General features: G+C 68.3%; 27 protein-coding genes. 8 read left to right on the top strand and 19 right to left on the bottom strand.

The window, feature by feature from the left end; genetic code table 11:
* Positions 1–2 precede the first annotated feature (2 nt).
* Genes fliN through SOM18_RS11955 form a run of 11 tightly spaced genes read right to left on the bottom strand, consistent with a single transcriptional unit; the run spans position 3 to position 10,595 of the window.
* Entirely contained in the window at positions 3–305 is a 303-nt protein-coding gene (gene fliN, locus SOM18_RS12005) for a flagellar motor switch protein FliN (protein WP_031394024.1), read from the bottom strand.
* A complete protein-coding gene (locus SOM18_RS12000) occupies positions 302–1,252 on the bottom strand; it encodes a flagellar motor switch protein FliM (RefSeq protein WP_031441299.1) in 951 nt (316 codons plus the stop codon). Before SOM18_RS12000 ends, fliN begins: the two co-directional genes overlap by 4 nt.
* Positions 1,253–1,255: 3 nt before the next feature.
* Positions 1,256–1,882, bottom strand: a complete 627-nt coding sequence (locus SOM18_RS11995) for a flagellar basal body-associated FliL family protein (protein ID WP_031441298.1) — start codon at positions 1,880–1,882, stop codon at positions 1,256–1,258.
* 17 nt (positions 1,883–1,899) lie between these two features.
* Positions 1,900–3,660 (bottom strand): flagellar hook-length control protein FliK, encoded by a 1,761-nt coding sequence (locus tag SOM18_RS11990; protein ID WP_320481758.1) that lies wholly within the window; start codon positions 3,658–3,660, stop codon positions 1,900–1,902.
* A gap of 34 nt (positions 3,661–3,694) precedes the next feature.
* Entirely contained in the window at positions 3,695–4,120 is a 426-nt protein-coding gene (locus SOM18_RS11985) for a hypothetical protein (protein WP_031440712.1), read from the bottom strand.
* Complete coding sequence (locus tag SOM18_RS11980; protein ID WP_056409652.1) at positions 4,113–5,438, bottom strand: FliI/YscN family ATPase; 1,326 nt, start codon at positions 5,436–5,438, stop codon at positions 4,113–4,115. Before SOM18_RS11980 ends, SOM18_RS11985 begins: the two co-directional genes overlap by 8 nt.
* Positions 5,439–6,227 carry a FliH/SctL family protein gene (locus tag SOM18_RS11975; protein WP_320481757.1) on the bottom strand — a complete coding sequence of 263 codons (789 nt, stop codon included), beginning with the start codon at positions 6,225–6,227 and terminating at the stop codon, positions 5,439–5,441.
* On the bottom strand, positions 6,220–7,224 hold the full coding sequence (fliG, locus tag SOM18_RS11970) for a flagellar motor switch protein FliG (RefSeq protein WP_192141005.1): 1,005 nt from the start codon (positions 7,222–7,224) through the stop codon (positions 6,220–6,222). The genes SOM18_RS11975 and fliG overlap by 8 nt, the downstream gene beginning before the upstream one ends.
* Positions 7,224–8,915: a flagellar basal-body MS-ring/collar protein FliF gene (fliF, locus tag SOM18_RS11965; protein ID WP_031440344.1), complete on the bottom strand. Its 1,692-nt coding sequence runs from the start codon at positions 8,913–8,915 to the stop codon at positions 7,224–7,226. Before fliF ends, fliG begins: the two co-directional genes overlap by 1 nt.
* Positions 8,916–8,919: 4 nt before the next feature.
* Positions 8,920–9,282, bottom strand: coding sequence for a flagellar hook-basal body complex protein FliE (gene fliE / locus SOM18_RS11960; RefSeq protein WP_031440345.1), 363 nt, complete (start codon positions 9,280–9,282; stop codon positions 8,920–8,922).
* Positions 9,279–10,595, bottom strand: coding sequence for a sigma-54 interaction domain-containing protein (locus tag SOM18_RS11955; RefSeq protein WP_037530808.1), 1,317 nt, complete (start codon positions 10,593–10,595; stop codon positions 9,279–9,281). Before SOM18_RS11955 ends, fliE begins: the two co-directional genes overlap by 4 nt.
* A 243-nt stretch (positions 10,596–10,838) precedes the next feature.
* Here SOM18_RS11955 and SOM18_RS11950 point away from each other — a divergent pair, with 243 nt between their 5' ends.
* Entirely contained in the window at positions 10,839–11,648 is an 810-nt protein-coding gene (locus SOM18_RS11950) for a flagellin (RefSeq protein WP_037530810.1), read from the top strand.
* Positions 11,649–12,036: 388 nt separating this feature from the next.
* Here the strand turns inward: SOM18_RS11950 and SOM18_RS11945 are convergent, their stop codons facing one another.
* The 8 genes from SOM18_RS11945 to SOM18_RS11910 all read right to left on the bottom strand — a co-directional run bounded on the left by SOM18_RS11945 (position 12,037) and on the right by SOM18_RS11910 (position 18,263).
* Entirely contained in the window at positions 12,037–12,816 is a 780-nt protein-coding gene (locus tag SOM18_RS11945) for a FliA/WhiG family RNA polymerase sigma factor (protein ID WP_031439847.1), read from the bottom strand.
* Positions 12,813–14,873 carry a flagellar biosynthesis protein FlhA gene (gene flhA / locus SOM18_RS11940; RefSeq protein WP_031439846.1) on the bottom strand — a complete coding sequence of 687 codons (2,061 nt, stop codon included), beginning with the start codon at positions 14,871–14,873 and terminating at the stop codon, positions 12,813–12,815. Before flhA ends, SOM18_RS11945 begins: the two co-directional genes overlap by 4 nt.
* A 4-nt stretch (positions 14,874–14,877) precedes the next feature.
* Positions 14,878–15,744, bottom strand: coding sequence for a hypothetical protein (locus SOM18_RS11935; RefSeq protein WP_031439845.1), 867 nt, complete (start codon positions 15,742–15,744; stop codon positions 14,878–14,880).
* Positions 15,745–15,816: 72 nt separating this feature from the next.
* Positions 15,817–16,134, bottom strand: a complete 318-nt coding sequence (locus SOM18_RS11930; RefSeq protein WP_031394268.1) for a hypothetical protein — start codon at positions 16,132–16,134, stop codon at positions 15,817–15,819.
* Entirely contained in the window at positions 16,121–16,435 is a 315-nt protein-coding gene (gene flgM, locus SOM18_RS11925; RefSeq protein ID WP_031439844.1) for a flagellar biosynthesis anti-sigma factor FlgM, read from the bottom strand. Before flgM ends, SOM18_RS11930 begins: the two co-directional genes overlap by 14 nt.
* A gap of 66 nt (positions 16,436–16,501) precedes the next feature.
* Positions 16,502–17,023, bottom strand: coding sequence for a flagella basal body P-ring formation protein FlgA (locus SOM18_RS11920; protein ID WP_320481756.1), 522 nt, complete (start codon positions 17,021–17,023; stop codon positions 16,502–16,504).
* Positions 17,020–17,616 carry a flagellar motor protein MotB gene (locus SOM18_RS11915; protein WP_192007773.1) on the bottom strand — a complete coding sequence of 199 codons (597 nt, stop codon included), beginning with the start codon at positions 17,614–17,616 and terminating at the stop codon, positions 17,020–17,022. Before SOM18_RS11915 ends, SOM18_RS11920 begins: the two co-directional genes overlap by 4 nt.
* Positions 17,613–18,263 carry a motility protein A gene (locus tag SOM18_RS11910; RefSeq protein ID WP_031440255.1) on the bottom strand — a complete coding sequence of 217 codons (651 nt, stop codon included), beginning with the start codon at positions 18,261–18,263 and terminating at the stop codon, positions 17,613–17,615. Before SOM18_RS11910 ends, SOM18_RS11915 begins: the two co-directional genes overlap by 4 nt.
* Before the next feature lie 272 nt (positions 18,264–18,535).
* On the opposite strand from SOM18_RS11910, the gene SOM18_RS11905 reads away from it, so the two are divergent.
* The 7 genes from SOM18_RS11905 to SOM18_RS11875 are packed head-to-tail and all read left to right on the top strand — an operon-like array spanning position 18,536 to position 23,577.
* Positions 18,536–18,880, top strand: coding sequence for a flagellar basal body rod protein FlgB (locus tag SOM18_RS11905; protein WP_031440256.1), 345 nt, complete (start codon positions 18,536–18,538; stop codon positions 18,878–18,880).
* 3 nt (positions 18,881–18,883) lie between these two features.
* The gene (gene flgC, locus SOM18_RS11900) at positions 18,884–19,294 is read left to right on the top strand and encodes a flagellar basal body rod protein FlgC (RefSeq protein WP_031394680.1); all 411 of its coding nucleotides are present in this window, start codon (positions 18,884–18,886) and stop codon (positions 19,292–19,294) included.
* A gap of 2 nt (positions 19,295–19,296) precedes the next feature.
* Entirely contained in the window at positions 19,297–19,977 is a 681-nt protein-coding gene (locus tag SOM18_RS11895) for a flagellar hook assembly protein FlgD (RefSeq protein ID WP_031394681.1), read from the top strand.
* A 36-nt stretch (positions 19,978–20,013) separates the two neighbouring features.
* On the top strand, positions 20,014–21,285 hold the full coding sequence (locus SOM18_RS11890) for a flagellar hook protein FlgE (protein ID WP_031440257.1): 1,272 nt from the start codon (positions 20,014–20,016) through the stop codon (positions 21,283–21,285).
* Positions 21,286–21,311: 26 nt separating this feature from the next.
* Positions 21,312–22,064 carry a flagellar basal body rod protein FlgF gene (locus tag SOM18_RS11885; protein WP_031394683.1) on the top strand — a complete coding sequence of 251 codons (753 nt, stop codon included), beginning with the start codon at positions 21,312–21,314 and terminating at the stop codon, positions 22,062–22,064.
* Positions 22,065–22,078: 14 nt separating this feature from the next.
* Complete coding sequence (gene flgG, locus SOM18_RS11880) at positions 22,079–22,867, top strand: flagellar basal-body rod protein FlgG (RefSeq protein ID WP_031440258.1); 789 nt, start codon at positions 22,079–22,081, stop codon at positions 22,865–22,867.
* 14 nt (positions 22,868–22,881) lie between these two features.
* Positions 22,882–23,577 (top strand): flagellar basal body L-ring protein FlgH, encoded by a 696-nt coding sequence (locus SOM18_RS11875; RefSeq protein WP_320481755.1) that lies wholly within the window; start codon positions 22,882–22,884, stop codon positions 23,575–23,577.
* The last annotated feature ends 2 nt before the right edge of the window (positions 23,578–23,579 follow it).

The following is a 23,579-nucleotide window of genomic DNA, read 5'->3' as shown; positions in this document are numbered from 1 at the left end:
GATCAGCCGCGCGCCGCGAGCGACTTGTCGGGGCTGACCAGCTCGGTCATCCGCACCCCGAACCGCTCCCCTACGGTGACGACCTCGCCACGACCGATCAGCGTGCCGTTGACGAACACGTCGAGCAGCTCGTTGGCCTGGCGATCGAGCTCGATCACGCTGCTCTCGCTCAGCGCGAGCAGTTCGCGCAGCGTCAGGCTGGTCGAGCCGATCTCGACGGTCAGCTTGACGTCGACGTCCTGGAGCAGCCTGAAATTGGCGGCCACGGCGGCGTCGACCGGAAAAGTACCGGCCATGTCGGTCATGCTGCGAATCCTTCGTCGATACGGGTAATGGAGGTGAGCTGGATGGCGGCGAAGCCGTTGGACGTGCCGACCGTGCCGCAGCCGAGCCGGTCGTTGCCGACCATCACGGGAACGTCGCCCGAGATCGTGATCGGGATCACGTCGCCGGGTTTCAGGTCCATCAGCATCTGCAGCGACACGACGGGTTCGGCGAGCACCGAGCGGATCGGGAAGCGGATGTTCATCGCCGCGCGGGTCAGCTCGTTGCGCCAGGCCGGATCGGGCTCGGCGGTCTTGCCGAGCACCTTGGTGGTGAGCGACGGGGCGTGCGGCTTGAGCGCCGTGACCGGGTAGACGAGGTCGAGAAACACCGGCTTGCCCGCCCCCGTCGCCAGCCCGAAGCGGGTGACGATCATCGCATCCTCGCCGTCGAGCTCGGCGATCATCGCCGGGTTCACCTCGACACGGGTCGGCTGGAACTCGAACCGTGCCATCGGCTCCCACGCGGTCTTGAGCGGGGTCGCGATCAGCTGGCCGATCCGCGCGATCATCGCTTCGCCCGCGGGCGAGAATTCGGCTGGCAGCACCGGTGGCACCGCGCCCGTCCCGCCGAAGAACAGGTCGAGCAGCTCGAGGATGAACCGCCCGTCCATCACGCATAGCGCCTGCGCGGCGCCCGGCGTCATCACCATCGGCAGCCAGGCGATCAGCCCGTCGCCGCGCTCTGCCCGGTAATCGGCAAAGCGCTGGACGACGAGCGGCTCGGCCCAGCTGCGCACTTCCTGGCGCAGCATCGGCTCGAACACGCCGCGCAGCGTCCGCGCGAACCGGGCGGACAGATGCTGCAGCGTGTGGAGGTCACCGAAGGGATTGAGCTTGGCCGACCCCAGCATGCCCGAATGGGCCGCCTGGGGACGATCGCGCTCGCGCCGCTCGCGCATCGTCGTGTCTGGGGGGGCGTTAACCATGCCTCACTGAACGACGAAACTGGTAAAGTAAACGTTACCGATCCCCCCGAAACCTTCCTTCTGCTTGAGCGTAGCGTTGATGGCCTTGGCCAGTTCGCCCTGCAATTTGCGCTTGCCTTGCGCGGTAAACACCTCGTCTTCGGTCGCCTCGCCGAGCGCCATCAGGATCGCGGAGCGGACCGCGATCTCGTTGGTCTTGAGATGGTCGATGACGCTGTTGTCATAGGGCGTCGAGACGGCGACGCCGACCTGGATGAAATGCGCGCTGTCCTGGAGGTTGGCGGTAAATTCCTTCTCCAGCGCATAATAGGTCGACGCATAGCGGTCGCCGCCTTCGCCTGCAGGCGGCGCCATGCCGTGATTCTCGGGTGCGGCATCCTCGCCGCCGCCATGCCCGCCGCCTTCGCCGTCCCCTTCGGCCCCGGCGGACTTCTGCTCGCTTTTGGGGATGAGCTTGGGCTTGCCGTCATCGGCCGCGGCATGGCCGCCGCCGATCAGCCCCGCGCTCGAGGCATAGACACCGGCCCCCACGCCGCCGCCCACCAGGACGAGCAGCGCGACGCCGCCGATGATCATCTTGCCTATCTTCCCCTTCTTCTTGGGCACGGGGGCTTCGGTCTTGTCGCTCATCTACGCAGTCCTTCGGGTCAGGCGAGTCGGGTGTCGGTGGAATCGGTATCGGCAGCGGTCGCGATTCCGGCGCGGGCGCGCGAAGGCGCCGAAGGCTGGTGCGGCGTCGCAGCGCGCTGCTGCTGCTGGCCGGCGCCGGTATCGACGTTGCTCTGCGACAGCTTCAACCCGCGGGCATCGGCGAGTTCGGCGAGCCGGGGTTGCGCCTCCTGCAACAGGCTGCGCGTGGCGGCCTGTTCGGCGGCGAAATGCACATGCAGCGTATCGCCGTCCTTGCGGACCGAGACGTTGATCGTGCCGAGCGCATCGGGGATCAGGCGGATCCGCGTATCGGTCGCATTCGCCGCGTCGCGCAGGATGTCGATCCGATCGATCATCGCGCTCGGCCAGCGCTCCTGCCGCATGTCGAGCGGCGCTTGTGCGTCCGTGGTCGGGGCGAGCGCGTGAACGGTGCCGGCGGCGGTGAGCGGGGCGGGCAGCGTCGTGTCGTCCCGTAGGCGGGGCTCGTCACGGCGCCGCGCCGCCGCCTGGATCGCGGCGCCGAAGACCTGCGCGGCGGAGGCGACGGTGCCGGGTTGCGGCTGTGTGGCGGCGGCGGGCGGCTGCTGCACGACGAGGGTCACGGGTGGTGCGCCGTCGCGTGACGACCATTGCGGTGGCGGCGTGTCGGCGCTGGCGGAGTCTGCGGCAACTGCGGGCGACAGTGCCGGAGCATGAGCCGGCGTGCCCGGCGCTGGCAAGGGCATGACCGTGCCATTGAAAGCGGCGGGCAGCGGGAAGGTTTCCCCTGCTGGCAGGCTGGGGGTGTCGGGAAGCGCGACCGGGCGGGTGCCCGACAGGATCGCGGCGGCGACCTGGAAATCGGAAGCCGCGGCAAATGCCGGGCGTGCGCCGGAAGGCGGCGGCGGGGCATTGCTGCTTGGCGTCTCATCGACGGCGGGCGTATCCGCCGTCGCTGGCGTGGCGATCCCGGACTGAAAGGCAGGAGCCTTCCTTGCGGCGTCGCGCGCAAACGCAGCGGCGGGTAGCGGCTCTGGCATCGTCGAGAGAGGGGGAGCCTGTCGCGCGCCGGGCTTGTTCGACCTGGCGAACGCGTCTCCCGCCAACGTTGCCGTGCCGATACCAGCTTCGGGCAGCGTTGCCTGCGGTGCGGCGGACGGCAGGGCTTGGGGGGCATCGGTCACGACCGGCACGGCGGTCGGATCTGCCCCGGGGATCGTCGCCTGTTCTGTCGGTGTGTCGTCGGTGGCGTCGGAATCGCGCGGACGTTTCGCCGTGGTCGGACGTTCGGTGCCGCGCAGGCCGATCCGGATGACGCGCTCCGGCGGCGGCGGAAGCCGGTTTTCGACCGGTGCCGGGTCCGGGCCTTCGATCGGCACCTCGCCGCCCCCGCCGACCAGCGACGACGCAAGCGGCGATTTCACCGGCGTGAGCGCGGACGTGCCCAATGCGACGGGCGTGAGCGCGGCCGCCGCTACGGCCGCCGGTACGTCGGCTTTAATGTCCGCTGTTGCTGCGACCGGCACTTGGACAAAGGCGACACCCGGCGACCAGAACGGCAGCGTTTCGGCCGGAGCGGCGGCATCCGGCAAGGGCTTGCCGCCGATGACGGACGGTTGCCGGGTGGTGATATCGGCCGGTGCGACGTCGGCCACCAGCCCGGTGTCGAGCAGCGCAGCCAGCGTGCCGCCAAAATCACCCGCGGACTCACCGCCCGCCACGCGTGGCGCGGCCGTAAGGGCGAGGCCAGGAGGGGAGGCAAGCGCGGGCAGGATCATGCAATCTCTCGAATAGGGCGGTGTCAGCCCGTACTCAGCAAGGATCGTGCCGGATTTTCCTGAAGGCCGGTGCCTCCTCGAGCACGCGCAGCTCTCGGATGACCGCATCGGCCTGCGCGCGCGCGATGAGCTTTTCGACCGCGCTCTGGTCGCGCTGTGCGGCGCGGGTCGCGTCGGTGGCGCGCGCGACCTGATATTCCGCCGACCGGACGCGCTCGACCGCGGCGTCGGCGGACTGTTGCAGGCGTTCGCGGTAATGCGCCGACGCCCCCAGCAAGACCGCGACCGCGGTCTGGGGCACGGGCGCGACGGCGGCGGCAAGGCTGGAGATGCGCGTCGACAAGGCCTGTTCGCTCGCGGCCTTATCGTGCGCGCGGGCTTCGTCGGCGCGGGTCAGGCCGAGCTGCAAGGTCCGGACGCGGTGGATCCGTGCCAGCGTCTTGGCGCGGGCGTCAGCCACCAAAGACACCGACCAGCTCGGCAACCGAATCCGCCAGCGACACCTTCTCGTCCGAATCCTGGCGGATATACTCCATGATCGCGCCGTGGCAGGCGATCGCATTGTCGATCGCCGGGTCGGCACCCGCACGATAGGCGCCCATCAGCACGAGGTCGCGATTCTCCTCATAGGTCGCCAGATTGCGGCGCAGTACGCGCGCAGCCCTGACATGCGGCGCGTCGGCGATGTCGGTCATCACGCGGCTGACCGAGGGGCCGATGTCGATCGCCGGATAGACGCCGCGCTCGGCCAGCTGGCGGCTCAGCACGATATGCCCGTCGAGGATCGAGCGCGCCGAATCGACGACCGGGTCGTTGCCGTCATCGCCGTCCGCCAGCACGGTATAGATCGCGGTGATCGACCCGCCGGTATGGACGTCGACGCCCGCGCGCTCGATCAGGTTCGGCAGCATCGCGATGGCGGACGGCGGATAGCCCCGTGCGGAGGCGGGTTCGCCGAGCGCGAGGCCGATCTCGCGGCCGGCATGCGCGACGCGGGTCAGCGAATCCATGATCAGCAGGACCTTCTTGCCCTCGTCGCGAAACCCTTCGGCGATCGCGGTGGCGCGCAGCGCGCCGCGGATGCGGAGCACGGGCGAGTGATTGGCGGGCACCGCGACGACGACCGAGCGTGCGCGGGCGGCGCCGGCGACCTTGGTCTCAAGAAAGTCGGCGACCTCGCGGCTGCGCTCGCCGATCAGCCCGATGACGATCACGTCGGCCTGCGCGGCGCGGACGATCATGCCGAGCAGCACCGACTTGCCGACGCCCGACCCCGCCATGATGCCGACGCGCTGACCCTGGCCGATCGTCAGCAGGCCGTTGATCGCGCGCACGCCCACGTCCATCGGCTGAAGCACGCGGCCACGGTCGAGCGGCGACTGGAGCTTGCCCGCGAGCGGCCAGCGGCCGGCCCCGCGGATCGGACCGAGGCCGTCGATCGGCTTGCCCGCGCCGTCGACGACGCGACCGAGCAGCGCTGCGCCGACCTCGGCCTCGCCCGGAGGGCCGATCGGTTTGACCGGCGCGCGCGGCAGGAGCGCGGCGGGACCACCGAGATTCATCATCAGCGTACGCCCGTTACGAAAGCCGATCACCTCCGCCTCGACGCTCGCGCTGCCCTCGCCGACCTTGCACACGGTGCCGACGGGCAGGGTCAGCCCGACCGCTTCCATCAGCAGCCCGTCGAACGAGGCGAGCCGGCCCGACACCCTGGGGGCCGCGACGAAATCGGCGTTGCCGAGCGTTTCGAGATAGTCGGCGGTGAAGCGGTTCAGCACTCAGGCGGCTTTCGCGGGCACCGCGACGCGGTCGATCGCGCTGGCGAGCTGGTCGAGCCACATGGCGGGGCCGTCCTCGACGATCGTCGACGCGCTTTCGAGCACGAAGCTGCCGCGGGCGACATTGGGGTCGCCGGCGGCAAAGATCGACTTGGGCAGCGTGCCTTCGATCAGCGCGACGTCGTCGGGATGCAGGCGCAGCAACGCGGCCTCGGCGGAATCGGCGAGCAGTTCGGTCGCGGATTCGATCCGTCCGGCGAGCAGGTCTGGCGAGATGCCGATCTCGCCGACCAGCTTGCCGACCAGCAGCAGGACGGTCTGACGAAGCTGCGTCGCGACCCGGTCGCGGTCGAGCCGGTCGGTGGCGAGCGCGGCGGCGAGCGAGGCGAGCAGCGCCTGGTCGCGCGCGGCATTCCCCTGTGCCACCGCGGCTGCGGCGGCGAGGCCCTCGGCATAGCCGGCGGCATGCGCGGCGGCGAGCGGATCGAGAAAACTCTCGGTCTCGCTGGCGGGATCGAGCGGATCCCAGCCCTCGGTCGGATTGCTGTCCTTGTCGGCGGGACTGAAATGCTTCGGCCCCGGAGTCGGCGCGCTCGGGGGCGGCGTGGGGGTGGCGCCCTGCGGCGCGAACCCGGTCGCCCGGCGCGGCGCGGCGGAGACACGATCGCGGATATCGGCAGCGGCAAAGCCCATCGGCGGCGCGAAGGCGTGCGCGAGCAGCTGCGCCGCGGTGTCGTGGCGCGCGGCGAAACCCGCGACGAAACCGGATGCCCCGACAAACTTAGACATAGTCGTCCTCGCCTCCGCCCATCATGATCGTGCCATCCTTGGCGAGCCCGCGCGCGGTCGCGATCATCGCCTTCTGCGCCTCGAGCACCTCGGCGAGCCGCATCGGTCCGCGCGACTCCATCTCGTCGCGAATGCCGTCGGCGGCGCGCGCCGACATGCAGCCGAGGAAGCGGTTGCGCACCGCCTCGTCGACGCCCTTGAGCGCCTTGGTGAGGATCTCGCCATCGACGTTGCGGATCAGCGTGCCCAGATTCTTGTCGTCGAGCTCAAGCAGGTTGTCGAACACGAACATCGCCTCCTCGATCGCCTTGGCGACGTCGCGGTCGATCTTGAACAATTTGGGCATGACGCGCTGCTCGGTCGCCTTGCGCGCGCCGGACAGGATCTTGGCTGCCTCGCGCGTGCCGCCCAGCGTCACGCCCTGGCCGGTCGATCCGGCGCCGGTGCGATTGGCGAGCAACGTGCGCAGCGTGTCGACTGCCTCGGGCGTGATCGGCCCGAGCCGGGCGATGCGGTGGAGGATATCGGGCTGGACCGCATCGGGCATCAGTTCGAGCACTTGGCCGCCGACCGACGCGTCGAGATTGGCGATCAGCACCGCGGCGATCTGCGGATGCTCCTTCTCGATCATCGCGGCGATCTCGCTCGCATCGAGCCAGTCGAGCAGTTCGAGTTCGCATGCCGCCTCGGCCGGGGTGATCCGTGCGAGGACGCTCTCGGCCTTTTCGCGGCCGAGCGCGCGGTTCATCACCGCCTCGATCTTGGGACGAGGGTCGAAGCCGATCGTCGTACGCTCGCGTGCGCGGTCGACGAAATCGTCGAGCACCGTCTCGACCTCCTGCTCGGAGACATCGGCGACCTTGAACATCGCCGCGCCAAGTTGACGGACCTCCTCCGGGTCGAGCTTCTGCAGGATCGCGGCGGCTTCGTCCTCGCCCACCAGCATCATCAGCACGGCGGCACGCTCCACGCCGGTATAGGTGCGCAAGCCCTCCATCAGCGTGCGTCCGCCTTGATCATGTCGCGCACGGCGAGCGCGGCGCGGGTCGGATTGTCGCGGGTGAAGCCGCGGACCGCGCCGACCCGCTCGTCATAGCCGCGCGAACTTTCGAGCTGGTCGAGGCTGACCGGGGGGACGACGACCGGACCGGTCAGGGCCTCGGCATCCTCGCCCTCGGCACCCTCGATCGTCTGGCCGAAGGCGGGCCGCGGCGTCGCGTCCTCGCGCTTCTTCATCAGCGCCTTGGCGATCGGGCGAACACCGAGCAGCAGGACGAGCAGCGCGATGACGATCGCGGTTCCGTTGCGCGCCAGCACCGGCAGCCACGCATTGTCGTACCAGGCGGGACCGGTATCGGCGGCGGCATCGGCGCCGGCGAACTTGCGGCTGATCACCGTCACATTGTCGTTGCGCGTCTGGTCGAAGCCGACCGCGCTTTTTACGAGGTCGGTGATCTGGTTGATCTCCATCGCGGTGCGGCGCGTCTTGTCGGGATCGCGGAGCAGTACCGCGACCGACAGGCGCTTGACGCTGCCCGGGGTGGCGCGGGTCACCGACACTTCGCGGCCCAGGTCATAGGCGCGCTGATACTGGTCGGACTGCTTCATTGCGTCGGGGGCGGGGCCACCGGCGACGGGCTGCGGCATGCCGGGATTGCCGGTCGCGGGCTGCGGTGCCTGGAGCGTGCTGGCGGCGGGCGGCGTGTTGCTGAGCGCGCCGGGGATGCCGCCCGGTGTCGCCGCGCCGTCCTTCTGGTTGCCGGTCCAGTTGCCCGTCTCGGCGCGCAGAACGCCCTGCTTGTCATAGCTTTCGCGCGTCGCCTGGGTCTCGTCGAGATTGACGTCGGCCTGGACCTCGGCGGTGAAGTTGCCGGCCCCCACCAGCGGGGTCAGCAGCTGAATCAGCTGGGTGCGGTACTTGTCCTCGACGCGACGCTGGATCTCGATCCGCTTGTCGCCCGCCGCGCCGACGCCGTCGACGCCGCCCGGCTTGGTCAGCAGCGCGCCCATCTGGTCGACGATCGTCACCGAATCGGGCTTCATGCCGGGTACCGACGATGCGACGAGGTTGATGATCGAGGCGACCTGTGCGTCGCTCAAGGACCGGCCACCCTGCAGTTTCAGGATCACCGAGGCAGAGGGTGCGGCATTGTCGCGGACGAACACCGAGGCTTCGGGCGTCGCGAGATGCACGCGCGCCTCGGCTACCGCGTCGATCTCCTCGATCGACCGGGCGAGCTCGGATTCGCGCGCCTGGCGCAGGCGTTCGCCTTCCACCGCGCGGCTGACGCCCATCGGCAGCTGGTCGAGGATCGCGTAACCACCGGGTGCCGCCTTGGGCAGGCCCTGGCCGGCGAGCAGCATCCGCGCGCGCGAATAATCCTCCTCGGCAACCGTCAGCGAACCCGTCGAATCGTCGATCCGGCTCTTGATGTTCGCGGTCGTCAGCGCGGAGGTGACCGCGGCCTTGTCGGCATCGGGCAGGTTGGTGAACAGCGTCTTCTGCGTCGGCGAGGACAATGTCATCCACGCGAGCGCGGCGGCGGCGATCAGGCCGATCATCAGCACCATCGGCAGCGAGCGGCGTACCGCGGGCTGCGCGAAGGCGGACTTTATCTGTTTGAGCGGGTTGGCGAATTTCTCGGGGAGGCCATTGGCCGACGAAGCGGGGATGAGGGCAGTGCTCATATCATTACACCGGCATGCTCATGATGTCCTTGTAGGCGGACAGGAGTTTGTTGCGGACCTGCAGCGTCGCCTCGAACCCGACCGACGCCTGCTGGCGCGCGAGCATCACTTTGGCGATGTCGACGGTCTCGCCGCGCTCATAGCTTTCGCTGAGCTTGGCGGCCTGGGTCTGGCCCTCGTTCACGCTCTTCAGCGCGGTTTCCATCGTGTCGCCGAAGCTGACGGGTTTCGTCTCGGTCGGCGCGACCGTCGGGCCGGTCTGGCTGGCGCGAGCGAGCGCCTGGTTGCGCTCGAGGATCTGCGAGCGCAGCGCCATGACGCGGTCGACGCTCATCGCGCCGCCGCCGATTCCGCTGACGCCGCTCATGCCGACATCACCCGGGCGAAGTCCTCACCCTGTTCGCGTGCCTTGGCGAGGCGATAGCGCAGCGTGCGCTCCGAAATGCCCAGCCGGCGCGCGGTCTCGATCCGGCTGCCGCCGCATGCCTTCAGCGTCTCGCGGATCGCCGCGAACTCGCTCATCTGGACAATGGTGCCCAACGTATCGGTCTGCGGTTCGGCGGGCGTCGCGGCAACGGGCACGAGCGGTTCGGCGATGGGCGCGACGACCGGCGCGGGGCGCGGGGCGAAGGTCATCGTCACCGGGCGATCGAACAGGATGTGACTCGCCTCGATCGTGTCGCCGCCGCAGAACAGCAGCGCGCGCTGGATCACGTTCTCGAGCTCGCGGACATTGCCCGGCCAGTCGTGCAGCATCAGCGCCTCGATCGCCGCGCGCGACGGCCAGGGAATGACGTTGCGGTTGCCGGCATGACGCAGGATCATCGTCGCGGCGAGCGCAGGGATATCCTGCGGCCGCTCGGCGAGCGACTTGGTGGTCAGCGGGAACACCGCGAGCCGGTAATAGAGATCGGCGCGGAACCGGCCGGCGGCGACCTCGCCCTGCAGGTCGCGATTGGCGCAGGCGATGACGCGGACGTCGATCGGCTGCGGCACGGTCGCGCCGAGCGGGACGACCTCGCGCTCCTGGAGCACGCGGAGCAGCTTGGCTTGAAGCGTCAGCGGCATCTCGGCAATCTCGTCGAGCAGGATCGTGCCGCCGTTGGCGGCGCGGAAAAAGCCCTCACCGCCCGATGACGCGCCGGTGAACGCGCCCTTCTGGTGGCCGAACAGCATCGCCTCAAGCATCGATTCGGGGAGTGCTGCGCAGTTGATTGCGATGAACGGGCCGGTCTTGCGCGGCGAACCATTGTGGATCGCGCGGGCCAGCACTTCCTTGCCGGTGCCGGTCGGACCGTTGATCAGCACGGTGATGTCGGCGGCGGCGACGCGCTCGGCGAGTGCGAGCAGCGCGAGCGATTCGGGGTCGGCGGCGGTCGGCATGTCGGGCCCGCCGATCAGCGCGCGGGCAAAGCCGTTGCCGACCGCAGTATCCTCGGCGGCAAAGCCGATCCGCGCGGGCGCGCCGCTGCGCGACGGGGTGACGCTGCGGCCTTCGGAGCCGATCACGACGGTGCGCGCGGGGTAGGCGACGGGCTCGCCCTCGGCGACGAGGAACAGGTCGTTCGCGCCCGGCTGTGCGGTGTCGAGCGATCCGATCCCGAAGCCCTGTGCACGCAGGGACGAGACGAGCGCATATTTGCGCGCCGTGACGGCAGCGGATGGAAAGATCGAGCGCATGAAGTCCCCCTGTGACGATTCGGGAATGCGGCCTTGAGGGTAAAGGCGCGGTTAAATCGTGCCGCGTCGCGGCAAACTATTTCCGGGCGCGTTCGCGCGCGCGTGTACGGGAGCGCGCCACGCCGGTGCGCGAGGGGCGGATTTTTTTTCCTAAAGCCCGGAGAAGCGCGGCCGTTACCCATCCTGACGGCTCGGTCCTTCGCCACGGGGGCGGCGGGGTAGCCGGCATGAAGGAGCTTAATCATGACTGTTATCGGGACCAACATCTCGTCGCTGCGCGCAGCTAGCGCATCGACCACCGCAAACGCTGCGCTGTCGACGGCCATGGAGCGTCTGTCCACCGGCAAGCGAATCAACTCGGCCAAGGACGATGCTGCAGGCCTCGCCATCGCATCGTCGATGACGGCGCAGATCAAGGGGATGAATCAGGCTGTCCGCAACTCGAACGATGGCATTGCACTTGCGCAGACTGCTGACGGCGCCCTCGGCGAGGTCACGAACATGCTGCAGCGCATGCGTGAGCTGTCGGTTCAGTCGGCGTCGGGGACCTATGACAACACCGATCGCGCAAATCTTCAGGCTGAAGTTGCCGAGCTTTCGGCGCAGATCACCAGCATCACTGACAATACGAAGTTTAATAAGGTCGCATTGTTTGGTACCGGGGACACGGTAATCAATATCCAGACCGGAGCGGGAAGCACCGATCAAGTTGCCCTGACGATCACTGGACTTGACCTCAGCACTGCAACAGACGCAGACATTTCCACTGCCGCTGGTGCCACTGCAGCCATCGGCCTCATCGACACGGCACTCGGCGCGGTGTCGACAACCCGTGCATCGCTTGGTGCAGGCCAGAGCCGCCTCGAGTCGGTCGTCAACAACCTGACGTCAAACTCGACGAACCTGTCGGACGCCAAGAGCCGCATCGAGGATGCCGATTTTTCGGCCGAGACGCAGGCGCTCGCCAAGGCGCAGATCCTGAGCCAGGCGTCGACCGCGATGCTCGCCCAGGCGAACCAGAGCCAGCAGGGCGTGCTGAAGCTGCTTCAGTAATCCGATCCCGGCGCCGGCACCGGCCCCCGATCGGGTGCCGGCGCCAGTCGGATCGCCTCCCGGTAAACGGGGCGCAGCGAACCCCGGTGGCCTCAAGGCCGCCGGGGTTTTGTGCATTGGGATGGCAGCGGGTCGGCTGAGCGAGGGTTGCCTTGCGCTATTTTCGCAATGGCGATCGGAGAGGCGGCGCGCATCCGCGCGGCGGCGGGATGATTCGCGGGCAACACATCATCGGCAATGTTCATACGCTCTATCCTCCCCCGCCAGAGGAAGGTGGCGCCAAAGGCGACGGAGCGGGGAGGACACGCAACAGCGGTTTTCCCTTTCCGCCCCCTCCGTCAGGCTGCGCCTGCCACCTCCCCCTTGGCGGGGGAGGATGAGGGGTACGTCAGACCTTGCGGGCGAGCGCGCGTTTCAGTTTCGCGTGCGCGGATGCCTTGATCTGGCAGACGCGGGCGGCGCCGATGTCGAAGACCGCGCCGATCTCCTCGAGGTTCATCTCCTCGACATAATAAAGCTGGATCACCTGCGCCTCGCGTTCCGGCAGCGCGGTGATCGCGGCGATCAGCGCGTCCCGCAGGTCGCTGTCGGCGAGCTGTTCGAACGCGTCGGGGGTGTCGTCGGCGAACCACGGCATGTCGTCGGCATAGACCTCGTCGATCGAATCGAACCGGATCGCGTCCGCGGTCACATAGTCGCTGCGCAGCTTGTCGATGCTGACGCCGATATGCTGGGCGATCATGGCGTCTCCGGGGGCCTTGCCCGTCTGGGCGGTGAGCGTGGAAATGGCGTCGGCATATTGCCGGCGGCGGCGCATCGCACCGCGCGTCGTCGTCGCCTGGCGCCGCAGTTCGTCGATCATCGCGCCGCGCAGGCGGGTCGCGACATAGGCCTTGAACGGCGTACCACGCTCCTCGAACCCGGCCGCGGCCTCGACCAGCGCGACGAGCCCGACCTGCACCAGATCCTCGACCTCGACGATGCTGCTCATGCTGCCGTGGACGTGCCAAGCGATCCGGCGGACCATCGCGAGATGCTGTTTGACGAGCTGGTCGGGGTCGCCGCTGGGGCGTTGCTGGGGACGATAGGTGAGGGGCCCCGTCGGGATTTCGCCGGCGCGCGCGGGGCGGGCCTTGTCGAACGCCGCCATCATCGGTTCGGCGCTCATGCGGCCAGCGCCTGCTGTGGTGCGCCGATGACCGCGACGACCTCGACCGCCTTGTCCTCGGGTACTTCGAAGAACGACATGACCGGGGTGTCGGGCAGGCAGGTGCGGACCAGCTTGCGGATTGCGAGGCGGATCGCGGGCTGGACGACCAGCGCGAACGGCTTGGCCTCGGCGATCAGCGGCTGCGCGGCATTTTGCAGCGCTTCGACGATGCGGCGGCCGAGATCGGGTTCGATGACGTGGCGGCGCGACTGGTCGGCGCGCATCGCCTGGCCGAGCAGCCCTTCGAGATGCCCCTCGAGCGTCATCACGCGGAGCGGCTCCCGCATCCCGCACAGCTTCTGGATGATCAGCGCGCCGAGACGCGGGCGGATCAGTTCGATGATCTCCTCGGCATCCTGGCTGCGCTGGGCGGCGACCGCGATCGCGGCGGCGATGCTGCGGAATTCCTTCAGCGGGATGTTCTCGGCGAGCAGGCCCTTGAGGACCTGGGTCAACGTGGTGATCGGGATCGGCGCGAGCGCGGTGACGAGTTGCGCCGCGCGCTCCTTCAGCCCGTCGAGCAGCGCCTGGACCTCGTCGGGGCCGAGCAGCTCGGACGCAGTCTGGCCGAGCAGGTGATTGAGATGAGTCGCGACCACGGTGCCGGGATCGACGACGAGATAGCCCGCGCCGGTCGCCGCATCCGCGTCCGCGGTCGAGATCCAGGTCGCGTCGAGCCCGAAAGTCGGATCCTTGGTGGTCTTACCGATCAGCGAGCCGAACGCCTGGCCGGTGTCGAGCGCGAGCATGTCGTCGGGCGACACGGTGTCCTCCCCGACGACGACGCCGTTGACGATGATGCGGTAGACATAGGGGGCAAGGTTGATGTCGTCGCGGACGCGGACCTGCGGCACGACGAAGCCCAGTTCCTTCGACAGCTGGCGACGGACGCCGGTAATGCGGCCCATCAACGGCGATCCGCGGCGGTCGTCGACCAGCGGGACCAGGCCGTAGCCGATGTCGAGATTGACCTGCATGCCGTCGGTGACCTCGTCCCAGCCGATCTTCGACTGGTCGATCGCCTCGACGGGGGCGATGACGACGGGGGCGGGGCGACGCTCGATCTGGCGCAGCTTCCAGGCCGCGAACCCGGCGATCGCGGCGGCGGGCAGGATGACCATGTGCGGCATACCGGGCAGGACGCCGAGCAGCGCGAGGATGACCGCGACCGGCGTCCAGGTGCGCGGGGATCCGAACTGGCCGCCGATCTGGCCGGCGAGATCCTTGTCCGAGGTGACGCGCGTGACGATCGACGCTGCGGCGATCGACAGCATCAGCGAGGGAAGCTGTGCGACGAGCGCGTCGCCGATCGCGAGCAGGATGTAGTTGTGCGCGGCGTCGGCGATCGACATGCCGTGGCTGACGGGCCCCAGGATCAGCCCGCCGATGATGTTTGCGGCGAGGATCAGCATCGCGGCGACCGCATCGCCCTTCACGAACTTCGACGAGCCATCCATCGAGCCGTAGAAATCGGCCTCGGTGGACACCTCGATGCGGCGCGCCTTCGCCTCGTCGGGGGTGATGAGCCCGGCGTTCAGGTCGGCGTCGATCGCCATCTGCTTGCCGGGCAGCGCGTCGAGCGTGAAGCGCGCGCTGACTTCGGAGACGCGGCCCGCACCCTTGGTGACGACGATCATGTTGATGATCATCAGGATCGCGAAGACGAAGATGCCGACGACGTAGTCGCCGCCGATCAGGAACGTGCCGAACGCCTCGATGACGTGACCCGCCGCGCTCTCGCCCTCATGGCCGTGAACGAGCACGATCCGCGTCGAGGCGACGTTGAGGCCGAGGCGGAACAGCGTGGCGAACAGCAGCACGGTCGGGAAGGCGGAGAAATCGAGCGGCTTCTGCGCGTTCAGGGCGACCATCAGCACGGCAAGGCTGATCGCGATGTTCGCGACGAAGAAGATGTCGAGCATGAATGCCGGGATCGGCACGACCATGACGAGCACGAGCATCAGGATCGCGAGCGGCAGGACCGATGCACGGGCGTTGGAGAGCAGGCGGTTCATGGGTTCAGCCACCCATCTTCGCGAGCATCAGATAGGCGAGCCGCGCGGTGTCGGGCGTCGGCCGCAACAGGCTTGCCGAGGTCTGGCCCCCATTGAAACCGGCGTTCCGGGTGCCGAACCGGCCCATCGTCGACGTCGCCCAGGCGAGCGCGTCCTCGGCGCTTTCATTGTTGCCGGTGACGACCGTGCTGCCGTCCATGTCGAGCGCCTGCGCGGCGAACTGGACCGAGCCGGTCGTGGCCGAGCCGGTCGCGCCCGCGGCGGCGGCGCCGAGCTTTGTCGAGAATCGCTCGTAGATTGCCGACAGCGAGCGCGGCGTACCGTTGGACTCGTAGAAGACGCCGCGATTGGCGCGCGCGGCGGAGGGGAACAGCGCGGCACCGCTCGCGTCGGGATTGGCCTGCATCGTCGTCAGGAACTTCGACGCGCCGCCGAGCCCCAGGAAATGCGCCATATACAGATCGGTGCCGGTCGCGGTGCGGCCAAGCTTGCCCTCGAGCGCGTCCTTGTTGTCCGACGCATGTTCGGCCGCCATCATCGAGGCGGCGGCGGGATCGTTGCGCAGCGCGAGGATCGCCTGACGCGTGCCCGCATCCGCGACGCCCAGATGCCCGCCCGACGACTGGCCGATGCTGTCGGCTGCCCAGCCGAGCCCGTGCTCAGCGCCGTGCTTCTTGACGACCGCGAGCCAGCTCTGTTCGATGAACTGGTACAGACCCGACGCGCTTGACGTGCCCGCCTTGGCATTAGCGTTAAGCCCGCTTTCGAGCTTCGCCTGGCCGAGCAGATAGTCGAAATCCACGCCCGTCTTGCTGCTCGCAAGCGCGATCGCGGACTGGATCCGGCCGGTAGTGATAGGATTGACGGTCATCCCGCGAGTAATGTCCCTGTTTCAGGACACTACACAGCAAGGGGCGTGCCAGATCTTGCCCGGCCGCGCGGATCAGGCGTAGGCCGCACCCATGCGCGGGCGATAGCCGGCAATGCCGCCCTCGCCGGTCAAGGTTTGCAGGCGGCGGCGGACATTTGCCGCCATCAGGTTGGTATAGATGCGGCAGGTTTCGTTGAGGCGGTTCGCCTCGTCCGCCAGCTCGCGCAATTCGGGACCGGCAGGGCCGGTACCAAGCGTTGCGACCGCATTGATGCCGTCGAGCTTTTGCGTCGTCGCGCGTTCCAGCCCGGCCACGTCGTTGGATTTCAGCGCCGCGATCTCGGCATGCAGCGCGTCGATCACGCGCACTAGGGCGTCACGCCGGGTCATTCGGTGCCCATTCCAGTTTGAAGGCGAGGAGCCGGTCGGCGATCGTCGCGGGCAGGATCGGGAAGGTGCCGTTGGCGACCGCCTTCTTGACCGCGGCCACGCGCGCTTCGTTGATCGGGGCTGCGGCGGCCATCGTCCGCGCGAGCGCGATCGACGAGGTTGCCGAGGGTTCGGCCTCGACCGCACGGTCGGGCGTCTGCGCCAGGGGCTGGGCGACCGGCTGGGCGGGCGTCGTCGCGGCGATGCGCGCGACGCTGCGCTCGCCTCCCGTCAACGGCTTCGAGCCGATCGATTCCACCATGTCTGCACCCTCTGGTTCTTGCTGACAGAGGGAGAAACGGCCGGCGTGCGAAAAGCTTTAACAAAATTAATTCGTCCAGCCGGGCAGGGTCGCGCGGCCGCTGGCGACCGCGATCGCCTGGACCGGGGTGCGGGTGTCGTCGACCTTGACCATGAAGCGTGCGCCGGGGGCGGCATCGGCCAGCGCGACGCCCTCGCGACTGATCGAAAAGCCGTCGGTGCCAGCCTCGATCACGATCGGATCGCCGCGGCGGATGACGGGGGCGGCCTTCACGACCGGGGCATAGGCCGCACGGGTCGTGGCGGGCGTCGCGCCGGGGGCCGAGGCCGGGCGTATGACGGGGACGAAAATGCGCCAGGCGGGGCCGGCACAGGCGACGACCACCGCGTCATGCGCTTCGGTCCGCCACGACATCGCGACGGTCGGGCACGTCGCGAGCCGCAACCGCGAATCGACCGTCGTCCGCGCGCCACCCTCGGCGCCGATCGGCCGGCCGGTGAATGCCGAGACCGCGCGATCGAGCGCGGCGATATCCTGGAAGCCGGCGGACGGCGCACCGGCAGCGATCATCAACAGGGCGAGCATCATGAGGGGGTCCTTGGCGGTTCGCCGACAAAGGCTTGGGTGACGATGGCGGCGCGGCGGCCGGTGGTCGGCGACGTCGCGAGCGTCACGCGGCCGCGGGCGACATGGGCGATCGCGGCCGCGACCGCGCGCGCACGGTCCGAGGCGAGGATCGCCGCGCTGCGCGTGACAGGGTCGACATCGCCGCGCGAGCCGTCGACCGATCCGGTGACGGTGATCTGGACGCGCGGGTCCTGCACCGCGTCACGCGCCCAGGCCGCCAGCGTATCGGGTGACGTAGGCAGCACAGCCGAACCGACCGCGAAGTCGAGCATCCCGGCAGCGGCAACGGGCAAGGCCGTGGGCTTGGCCACTGCACGTGGCGCGGAAGCGGCGAGCGATCTCGACCGTGCGGTGTCGGCCGGTGCCGTCGCGGGTGAACCGAAGCCCTCGCGCAATCCGGCTGCCAGCGCCCGGGGCGCGAGGGGACGGTCGCTGGCGGTCTGCGTAGCCTGCAGGAGTACGAAGAAGCCGACGAGCAGCAAGGCGAGATCGGCGAGCGTAATCAGCCAGAGCGGACGCCCGGGCTGCGGCTCGGGATAATCACCGACCGTCATGCGACGCTCATCAACGGTGCGCGCGGGGCCTCGCGCGCGGCGAGCGCGACGAGTGGCGCCTCGATCCGGGCACGTTCGAACGCCTCGTTGCGGCCCTGTGCGCGCAGGCGGTTGGCGACCGGCATGAAGACGAGGTTGGCGAGCAGCGCGCCATAGAGCGTCGCGAGCAGCGCGATAGCCATCGCGCCGCCGATCGCGGTCGGATCGCTCATCGTCGCGAACATTTGGGCGAGCCCGATCAGCGTGCCGACCATGCCCATCGCGGGCGCGAGTTCGGCGGCGCCTGCCCAGACCTCGGCGGCGGCGACGTGGCGTTCAATCCGCGCATGGCGGCGATGCCGGATCAGCAGTGCCACGTCGCTGGCGGTCGCGCCGTCGACGATCGCCGCGATACCGGCGGCGATGTCGGGATCGGCGATGACCGTACGGTCGAGCGCCATCGCACCGTGGCGCTGGGCGATACGGCCGAGCGCGACGATCTGCTGGAGCAGTGCATCGCCGTCGAGCCGGGCGCGGCCGAGCGTCTTCAGCGCCGCGATCGCGCGGACCAGATCGCGCAGCGGTGTCCGCAAGGCGACGCCGAGGACCGTGCCGCCGCCGACGATGGCGAGCGCGGCGGGGTCGAGCAGATGGGCGAGCGTAATCATGTCCCGTAAGTCTTTGCAAGGGCCGGGCCAGTTCGCGATCCCCCGGTGAGCGGGACTCGCGCGGGCCGGCGGTTTGCACGCTGCGCGACGGGTCGGCACCACGCCTGCCGGTGCGATTGCCGCCACGTCTGCCGGGGCGGCAAGGCGTTGCCGGCCGGGTTGCCGCGCGCTTGCCGACGGGCGGCAAAGCGGCGTCATCCGGTCAGTGAGCGTCAACTGGCACGGGCATTGCTTTGGAAGGCTTGCGCAATCCAGCGCGGGAGTTCGGTCCAGTGTCAGGTGACTCGCTGTTTGGCGTTCATGGTGCGGCCCTCGAGGTGCGATCGCAGCGCATGGGGGTGCTCGCGTCGAACATCGCCAATGCCTCGACCCCCGGCTTCAAGGCGCGCGACATCGACTTCAAGTCGGCGCTCGCGTCGCTCGAGACGGATGGCGCGGGCGGGATCGACGCGGCGACCAAGTATCGCGTGCCGACGCAGACCTCGATGGACGGCAACACCGTCGAGCTGAACCAGGAGCAGACCGCGTTCGCCGAGAATGCGGTGCAGTACCAGACCACGCTGTCCTTCCTGAACGGGCGGATCAGCCAGGTCACCCGCGCGCTGAAGGGGGACTAAGCGATGGCCAATGCGCCGATGACGATTTTCCAGGTCGCTGGCCGCGCGATGTCCGCGCAGCTGTTGCGGATGAACACCACCGCGTCGAACCTCGCCAATGCGGGCGGCGTCGCCGGCTCCGCGGAGGCTGCGTACAAGACGATGAAGCCGGTGTTCCGCACCAGCTTCGACGCCGCCAGCGGGATGTCGACGGTCGATGTCGAGAAGGTCGTCACCGCCGGCGAGGCACCCGCCAAGCGCTACGATCCGAACAATCCGATGGCCGACAAGGATGGCAACATCTTCGAGGCGGCGGTCGATGAAACCCGCGAGCTGGTCGACATGATGGAGACCGCGCGCAGCTACCAGAACAATGTCGAGGTGATGCAGACTGCGAAGTCGCTGATCATCGATACCCTCAAGCTAGGCCGCTGATCATGGCAAGTTCCTTCGACTCGACGCTTTCGAACCTCGGCATCACGCGCGCGACGACCGCCGCGACGACGACCACGGCATCCAATTCGACGACGCTCAACCAGTCGGATTTCCTGAAGCTGATGACCGCGCAGATGCAGAACCAGGACCCGTTCAACCCGGTCGACAACACCCAGATGGTCGCACAGATGGCGCAGTTCTCGAGCCTCGCCGGTATTTCCGAGATGAGCACGACGATGAAGTCGATCGCCGACAAGCTGAACGTGACCAGCGCCAGCGATGCGATGGCCTATGTCGGCAAGACCGTGCTGACCGCGGGTGACACGGCCTATGGGCGGACCAGCGGCGGGCTGGCCGGCGGGATCGAGCTTGGCGCCGCGGCGAGCAACGTCAACGTCACGATCACCGATGCCAATGGCGGCGTGCTGAAGACCATGTCGCTCGGCAGCGCCGACAAGGGCACCGTGAACTACGACTGGGACGGCAAGACCGCGACCGGCGAGGATGCCGGGACGGGACCGTTCAAGGTCATCGTCAACGCCCAGAATAATGGCACGACCGTTGCATCACAGAACCTTGTCTGGGCGCCGGTCCAGTCGGTTTCGACGACGACCGGTGCCGCCATCCTCACGCTACCGGGCCTTGGTGAGGTCCCCGTCACCGCGGTTCGCCAGATCGGCTGATCGCCCGCTGATTGCCAGAATTCCAGGAGTAACCCGATGTCCTTCTATACCTCGCTTTCCGGCCTCCAGGCCTCGCAGACCGAAATGTCGACGATCTCGCACAACCTCGCGAACGTCTCGACCAACGGGTTCAAGAAGAGCCGCACCGAATTCGCCGACGTGATCGCGTCTAGCGTGTCGCTGAACCCCGCGCAGCAGATCGGCTCGGGCACCGTGGTGCAGGGCAATCGGCAGCAGTTCAGCCAGGGCAACCTCATCCAGTCGGCCAACGCGCTCGATCTCGCCGTGTCGGGCGACGGCTTCTTCGTGGTGAAGCCGAGCACGACGTCGCTCAACGTCAACTATACGCGCAATGGCGGCTTTCTGGTCGATGCCGATCGCTATGTGGTCGATTCGAACGGCAGCCATTTGCAGGTCTATCCGGTCGACGGCTCGGGCAAGGTCGTCGCATCGGGGCTCGATTCCGCGGTCAGTCTTCAGCTTCCCGCGACCAGCGGCAAGGCCGTCCCGACCGCGAACGTGTCGATGTCGCTGAACCTCAGCGCCAATGCCGCGATCCCATCGACGACGACGTTCGACCGGTTCGACCCGACCAGCTACAACCAGTCGGCGCAGACGACGATCTATGATGCGAGCGGCAATGCGCAGACGCTGACCAATTATTTCAAGCGCACGACGACGCCCGATGCCGCCAACGGCAATACGAGCAGCTGGGAAGTGTTCAGCTATGTCGGTGACAAGCCGATGACCACCAACGGTGCGGCAAGCGTCGAGCTGGACTTCGACACCACCGGCAAGCTGACCGCGCCGACGACTGCGGTCGCGTTCGACCCGTTCACCACTGCAGGCAGCAGCACGACGCAGCAGTTCGGCTTCACCTTCGGGCTCGACACCACGCAATTGGCATCGGCGTTCAACGTCGCCGCGCGCGCGCAGGACGGCAAGGCGGTCGGCCAGATCCAGGGCGTGACGATCGACGAGTCCGGCATCGTCAAGGCGAGCTTCTCGAACGGCGACACCCAGGCGCTCGGTCAGGTGATGCTCGCCAACTTCTCGAACCCCGAGGGTCTGCGCCAGCTCGGCAGCAGCTACTGGTCGGCGACCGGCATTTCGGGCGAGGCCAAGCTCGGCATCGCCGACGTCAACGGCTTCGGCAAGCTGATGTCGGGAACGATCGAGCGCTCGAACGTCGACATCACCGAAGAGCTCGTCTCGCTGATCGCGGCACAGCGCAACTTCCAGGCGAACTCGAAGGCCTTGGATACCGCGAGCCAGATCTCGCAGACCATCTTCAACATCCGCAGCTGATCCAGGGCGCGGACGGAGAACCCTGAATGGACAAGCTGGTCTACACCGCGGCGACGGGACTGCGCGCGCACATGGCGGCGCAGTCGGCGATCGCCAACAACATGGCGAACGCGTCGACCACCGGATTCCGTGCCGACCGCGTGGTGTTCGACCGGATCGACCTGAAGGGTGGCGGCCAGCAGTTCGAGGCGCGCGCGCCGACGTCGGAGGAAGTGACCGACGCCGACCGCGCGCCGGGGGCGATCCAGACCACGGGGCGGCCGCTCGACGTCGCGGTCACCGGCGCGACCGCATGGCTCGCGGTGCAGGCGTCGGACGGCTCCGAAGCCTATACGCGGCGCGGCGACCTGGAGATCGCTCCGTCGGGCGTGCTCCAGACCGGCGACGGTTTTCCGGTGATGGGATCGGGCGGTCCGATCACGATCCCGCCCTATGACACGCTCTCGATCGCGGGCGACGGGACGATTTCGATCGTGCCGCAGGGTGGCGATGCGAATGCGCCGCAGGTGATCGACAAGCTGAAGCTGGCCGACACCAAGGGGTCGGACACGGTCAAGGGGCTCGACAATCTGCTGCGCGTGCGCGGTGGCGGCGTGCTGCCCGAGGATCTCGATGCGAAGGTGCAGGGCGGGGCGATCGAGGGATCGAACGTCAACATGACGCAGGCGCTGGTCGACATGATCGAGAATCAGCGCAGCTACGAGGTCCAGGCCAACATGCTGAAGTCCGCCAAGGACATGGATGAAAGCGGTGCATCACTGATGCGCCTGCCGAGCTAAGGAAGGATTAGGCCATGAGCAGTTCCGCCATGCATATCGCGCGTACCGGGCTCGACGCCCAGGATACGCGCATGCGGGTCATTTCGAACAACCTCGCCAACGTCAACACGACGGGGTTCAAGAAGGATCGCGCCGCGTTCGAGACGCTGGCGTACCAGGTCGTGACCGCGCCGGGCGCGCAGTCGACGGCGGAGACCAAATACGCGACCGGGCTCAACCTCGGCACCGGCGTCCGGATCCAGGGCACCGCGCGGATCGATACGCAGGGGTCGATGCAGACGACGGGCAACAGCCTCGACCTCGCGCTCGACGGCGACGGCTATTTCCAGGTGCAGATGCCCGGCGGCACGCTCGGCTATACGCGCGCGGGCAATTTCTCGCGCAGCCCCGAGGGGCTGATGGTGACCAGCGAGGGTTATCAGGTGATGCCCGGCATCACCGTGCCCGAGGGAACGACCAACATCACGATCGGCCAGGACGGTACCGTCTCGGCGACGATCCCCGGCCAGTCGGAAGCGCAGCAGATCGGCCAGATCCAGGTCGCGAGCTTCGCCAATGGTGCCGGGCTCCAGGCGACGGGCGACAATTACCTGGTCGAGACCGCCGCGTCGGGCGCCGCCAATCTGGGCGTTGCCGGGCAGGATGGCCGCGGTCGCGTGCGGCAGGGGATGCTCGAAGCGTCGAACGTCAACGTCGTCGAGGAGCTGGTCGACATGATCGAGACGCAGCGTGCGTATGAGGTCAATTCAAAGATGATCTCGGCGACCGACGACATGCTGAAATACGTCAACCAGAACATCTGATCGCAGGGCGCATCATGGCATTTCCGATCCCCACGCGCGCGCCGATCGCGCTCCTCGCGATTGCCGCCGGCACGCTCGCGCCGCTGTCGGCGCAGGCCAGGCTGTTCGGCAAGAAGGCGCCGCCCGAGGACTTCACCGTCGCACGGCCGCTGCCCGTGCCGTTGGCGTCGCCCGCGACCGGATCGATCTTCCAGGCGCAGGACGGCTATGCCGCGCTGTACGAGGGCTGGCGTGCGCGGAAAGTCGGCGATCCGCTGACGATCGTGCTGGTCGAGCGCACCGCCGCGTCGAAATCCTCGGGCTCGAAGCTCGACAGCAGCGGCTCGGCCAGCATCACCCCGCCGACGACGGGCGCGCTCAACCTGTTCAACCGCGCCGATGCGACGATCAGCGGCGGGCGCAACTTCAACGGCGCGGGCGCCGCCGACCAGGCGAACTCGCTGTCGGGCGAGGTCAGCGTGACGGTCGCCGAAGTCTATCCCAACGGCACGATGCTCGTGCAGGGGCAGAAGCGCGTGACGCTCAACCGCGGCGACGAGTTCCTCAAGATCAAGGGGCTGGTGCGCACCGCCGATGTCGACCGCGACAACCGCGTGCTGTCGACGCGGGTCGCCGATGCGCAGATCTCTTACACCGGCAAGGGCGACGTCGCCCGCGCCGGCCGCCAGGGGTGGCTCAGCCGCTTCTTCTCCGTCGTCAGCCCTTTCTGAGG

The organism is Sphingomonas sp. CFBP9019 (genome assembly GCF_034045155.1).
Classification (GTDB): domain Bacteria; phylum Pseudomonadota; class Alphaproteobacteria; order Sphingomonadales; family Sphingomonadaceae; genus Sphingomonas; species Sphingomonas aerolata.
Note: the sequence above shows the minus strand (reverse complement) of the source record. Positions and strands in the feature narration are given on the sequence as shown.

What these genes read in the sequence shown, in the direction of transcription:
- fliN (WP_031394024.1), bottom strand. Translation starts at nt 305, where the DNA reads ATGACCGACATGGCCGGTACTTTTCCGGTCGACGCCGCCGTGGCCGCC.
- SOM18_RS12000 (WP_031441299.1), bottom strand. Translation starts at nt 1,252, where the DNA reads ATGGTTAACGCCCCCCCAGACACGACGATGCGCGAGCGGCGCGAGCGC.
- SOM18_RS11995 (WP_031441298.1), bottom strand. Translation starts at nt 1,882, where the DNA reads ATGAGCGACAAGACCGAAGCCCCCGTGCCCAAGAAGAAGGGGAAGATA.
- SOM18_RS11990 (WP_320481758.1), bottom strand. Translation starts at nt 3,660, where the DNA reads ATGATCCTGCCCGCGCTTGCCTCCCCTCCTGGCCTCGCCCTTACGGCC.
- SOM18_RS11975 (WP_320481757.1), bottom strand. Translation starts at nt 6,227, where the DNA reads ATGTCTAAGTTTGTCGGGGCATCCGGTTTCGTCGCGGGTTTCGCCGCG.
- fliG (WP_192141005.1), bottom strand. Translation starts at nt 7,224, where the DNA reads ATGGAGGGCTTGCGCACCTATACCGGCGTGGAGCGTGCCGCCGTGCTG.
- fliF (WP_031440344.1), bottom strand. Translation starts at nt 8,915, where the DNA reads ATGAGCACTGCCCTCATCCCCGCTTCGTCGGCCAATGGCCTCCCCGAG.
- fliE (WP_031440345.1), bottom strand. Translation starts at nt 9,282, where the DNA reads ATGAGCGGCGTCAGCGGAATCGGCGGCGGCGCGATGAGCGTCGACCGC.
- SOM18_RS11955 (WP_037530808.1), bottom strand. Translation starts at nt 10,595, where the DNA reads ATGCGCTCGATCTTTCCATCCGCTGCCGTCACGGCGCGCAAATATGCG.
- SOM18_RS11950 (WP_037530810.1), top strand. Translation starts at nt 10,839, where the DNA reads ATGACTGTTATCGGGACCAACATCTCGTCGCTGCGCGCAGCTAGCGCA.
- SOM18_RS11945 (WP_031439847.1), bottom strand. Translation starts at nt 12,816, where the DNA reads ATGAGCGCCGAACCGATGATGGCGGCGTTCGACAAGGCCCGCCCCGCG.
- flhA (WP_031439846.1), bottom strand. Translation starts at nt 14,873, where the DNA reads ATGAACCGCCTGCTCTCCAACGCCCGTGCATCGGTCCTGCCGCTCGCG.
- SOM18_RS11935 (WP_031439845.1), bottom strand. Translation starts at nt 15,744, where the DNA reads ATGACCGTCAATCCTATCACTACCGGCCGGATCCAGTCCGCGATCGCG.
- SOM18_RS11930 (WP_031394268.1), bottom strand. Translation starts at nt 16,134, where the DNA reads ATGACCCGGCGTGACGCCCTAGTGCGCGTGATCGACGCGCTGCATGCC.
- flgM (WP_031439844.1), bottom strand. Translation starts at nt 16,435, where the DNA reads ATGGTGGAATCGATCGGCTCGAAGCCGTTGACGGGAGGCGAGCGCAGC.
- SOM18_RS11920 (WP_320481756.1), bottom strand. Translation starts at nt 17,023, where the DNA reads ATGATGCTCGCCCTGTTGATGATCGCTGCCGGTGCGCCGTCCGCCGGC.
- SOM18_RS11915 (WP_192007773.1), bottom strand. Translation starts at nt 17,616, where the DNA reads ATGACGGTCGGTGATTATCCCGAGCCGCAGCCCGGGCGTCCGCTCTGG.
- SOM18_RS11910 (WP_031440255.1), bottom strand. Translation starts at nt 18,263, where the DNA reads ATGATTACGCTCGCCCATCTGCTCGACCCCGCCGCGCTCGCCATCGTC.
- flgC (WP_031394680.1), top strand. Translation starts at nt 18,884, where the DNA reads ATGGCCAATGCGCCGATGACGATTTTCCAGGTCGCTGGCCGCGCGATG.
- SOM18_RS11895 (WP_031394681.1), top strand. Translation starts at nt 19,297, where the DNA reads ATGGCAAGTTCCTTCGACTCGACGCTTTCGAACCTCGGCATCACGCGC.
- SOM18_RS11890 (WP_031440257.1), top strand. Translation starts at nt 20,014, where the DNA reads ATGTCCTTCTATACCTCGCTTTCCGGCCTCCAGGCCTCGCAGACCGAA.
- SOM18_RS11885 (WP_031394683.1), top strand. Translation starts at nt 21,312, where the DNA reads ATGGACAAGCTGGTCTACACCGCGGCGACGGGACTGCGCGCGCACATG.
- flgG (WP_031440258.1), top strand. Translation starts at nt 22,079, where the DNA reads ATGAGCAGTTCCGCCATGCATATCGCGCGTACCGGGCTCGACGCCCAG.
- SOM18_RS11875 (WP_320481755.1), top strand. Translation starts at nt 22,882, where the DNA reads ATGGCATTTCCGATCCCCACGCGCGCGCCGATCGCGCTCCTCGCGATT.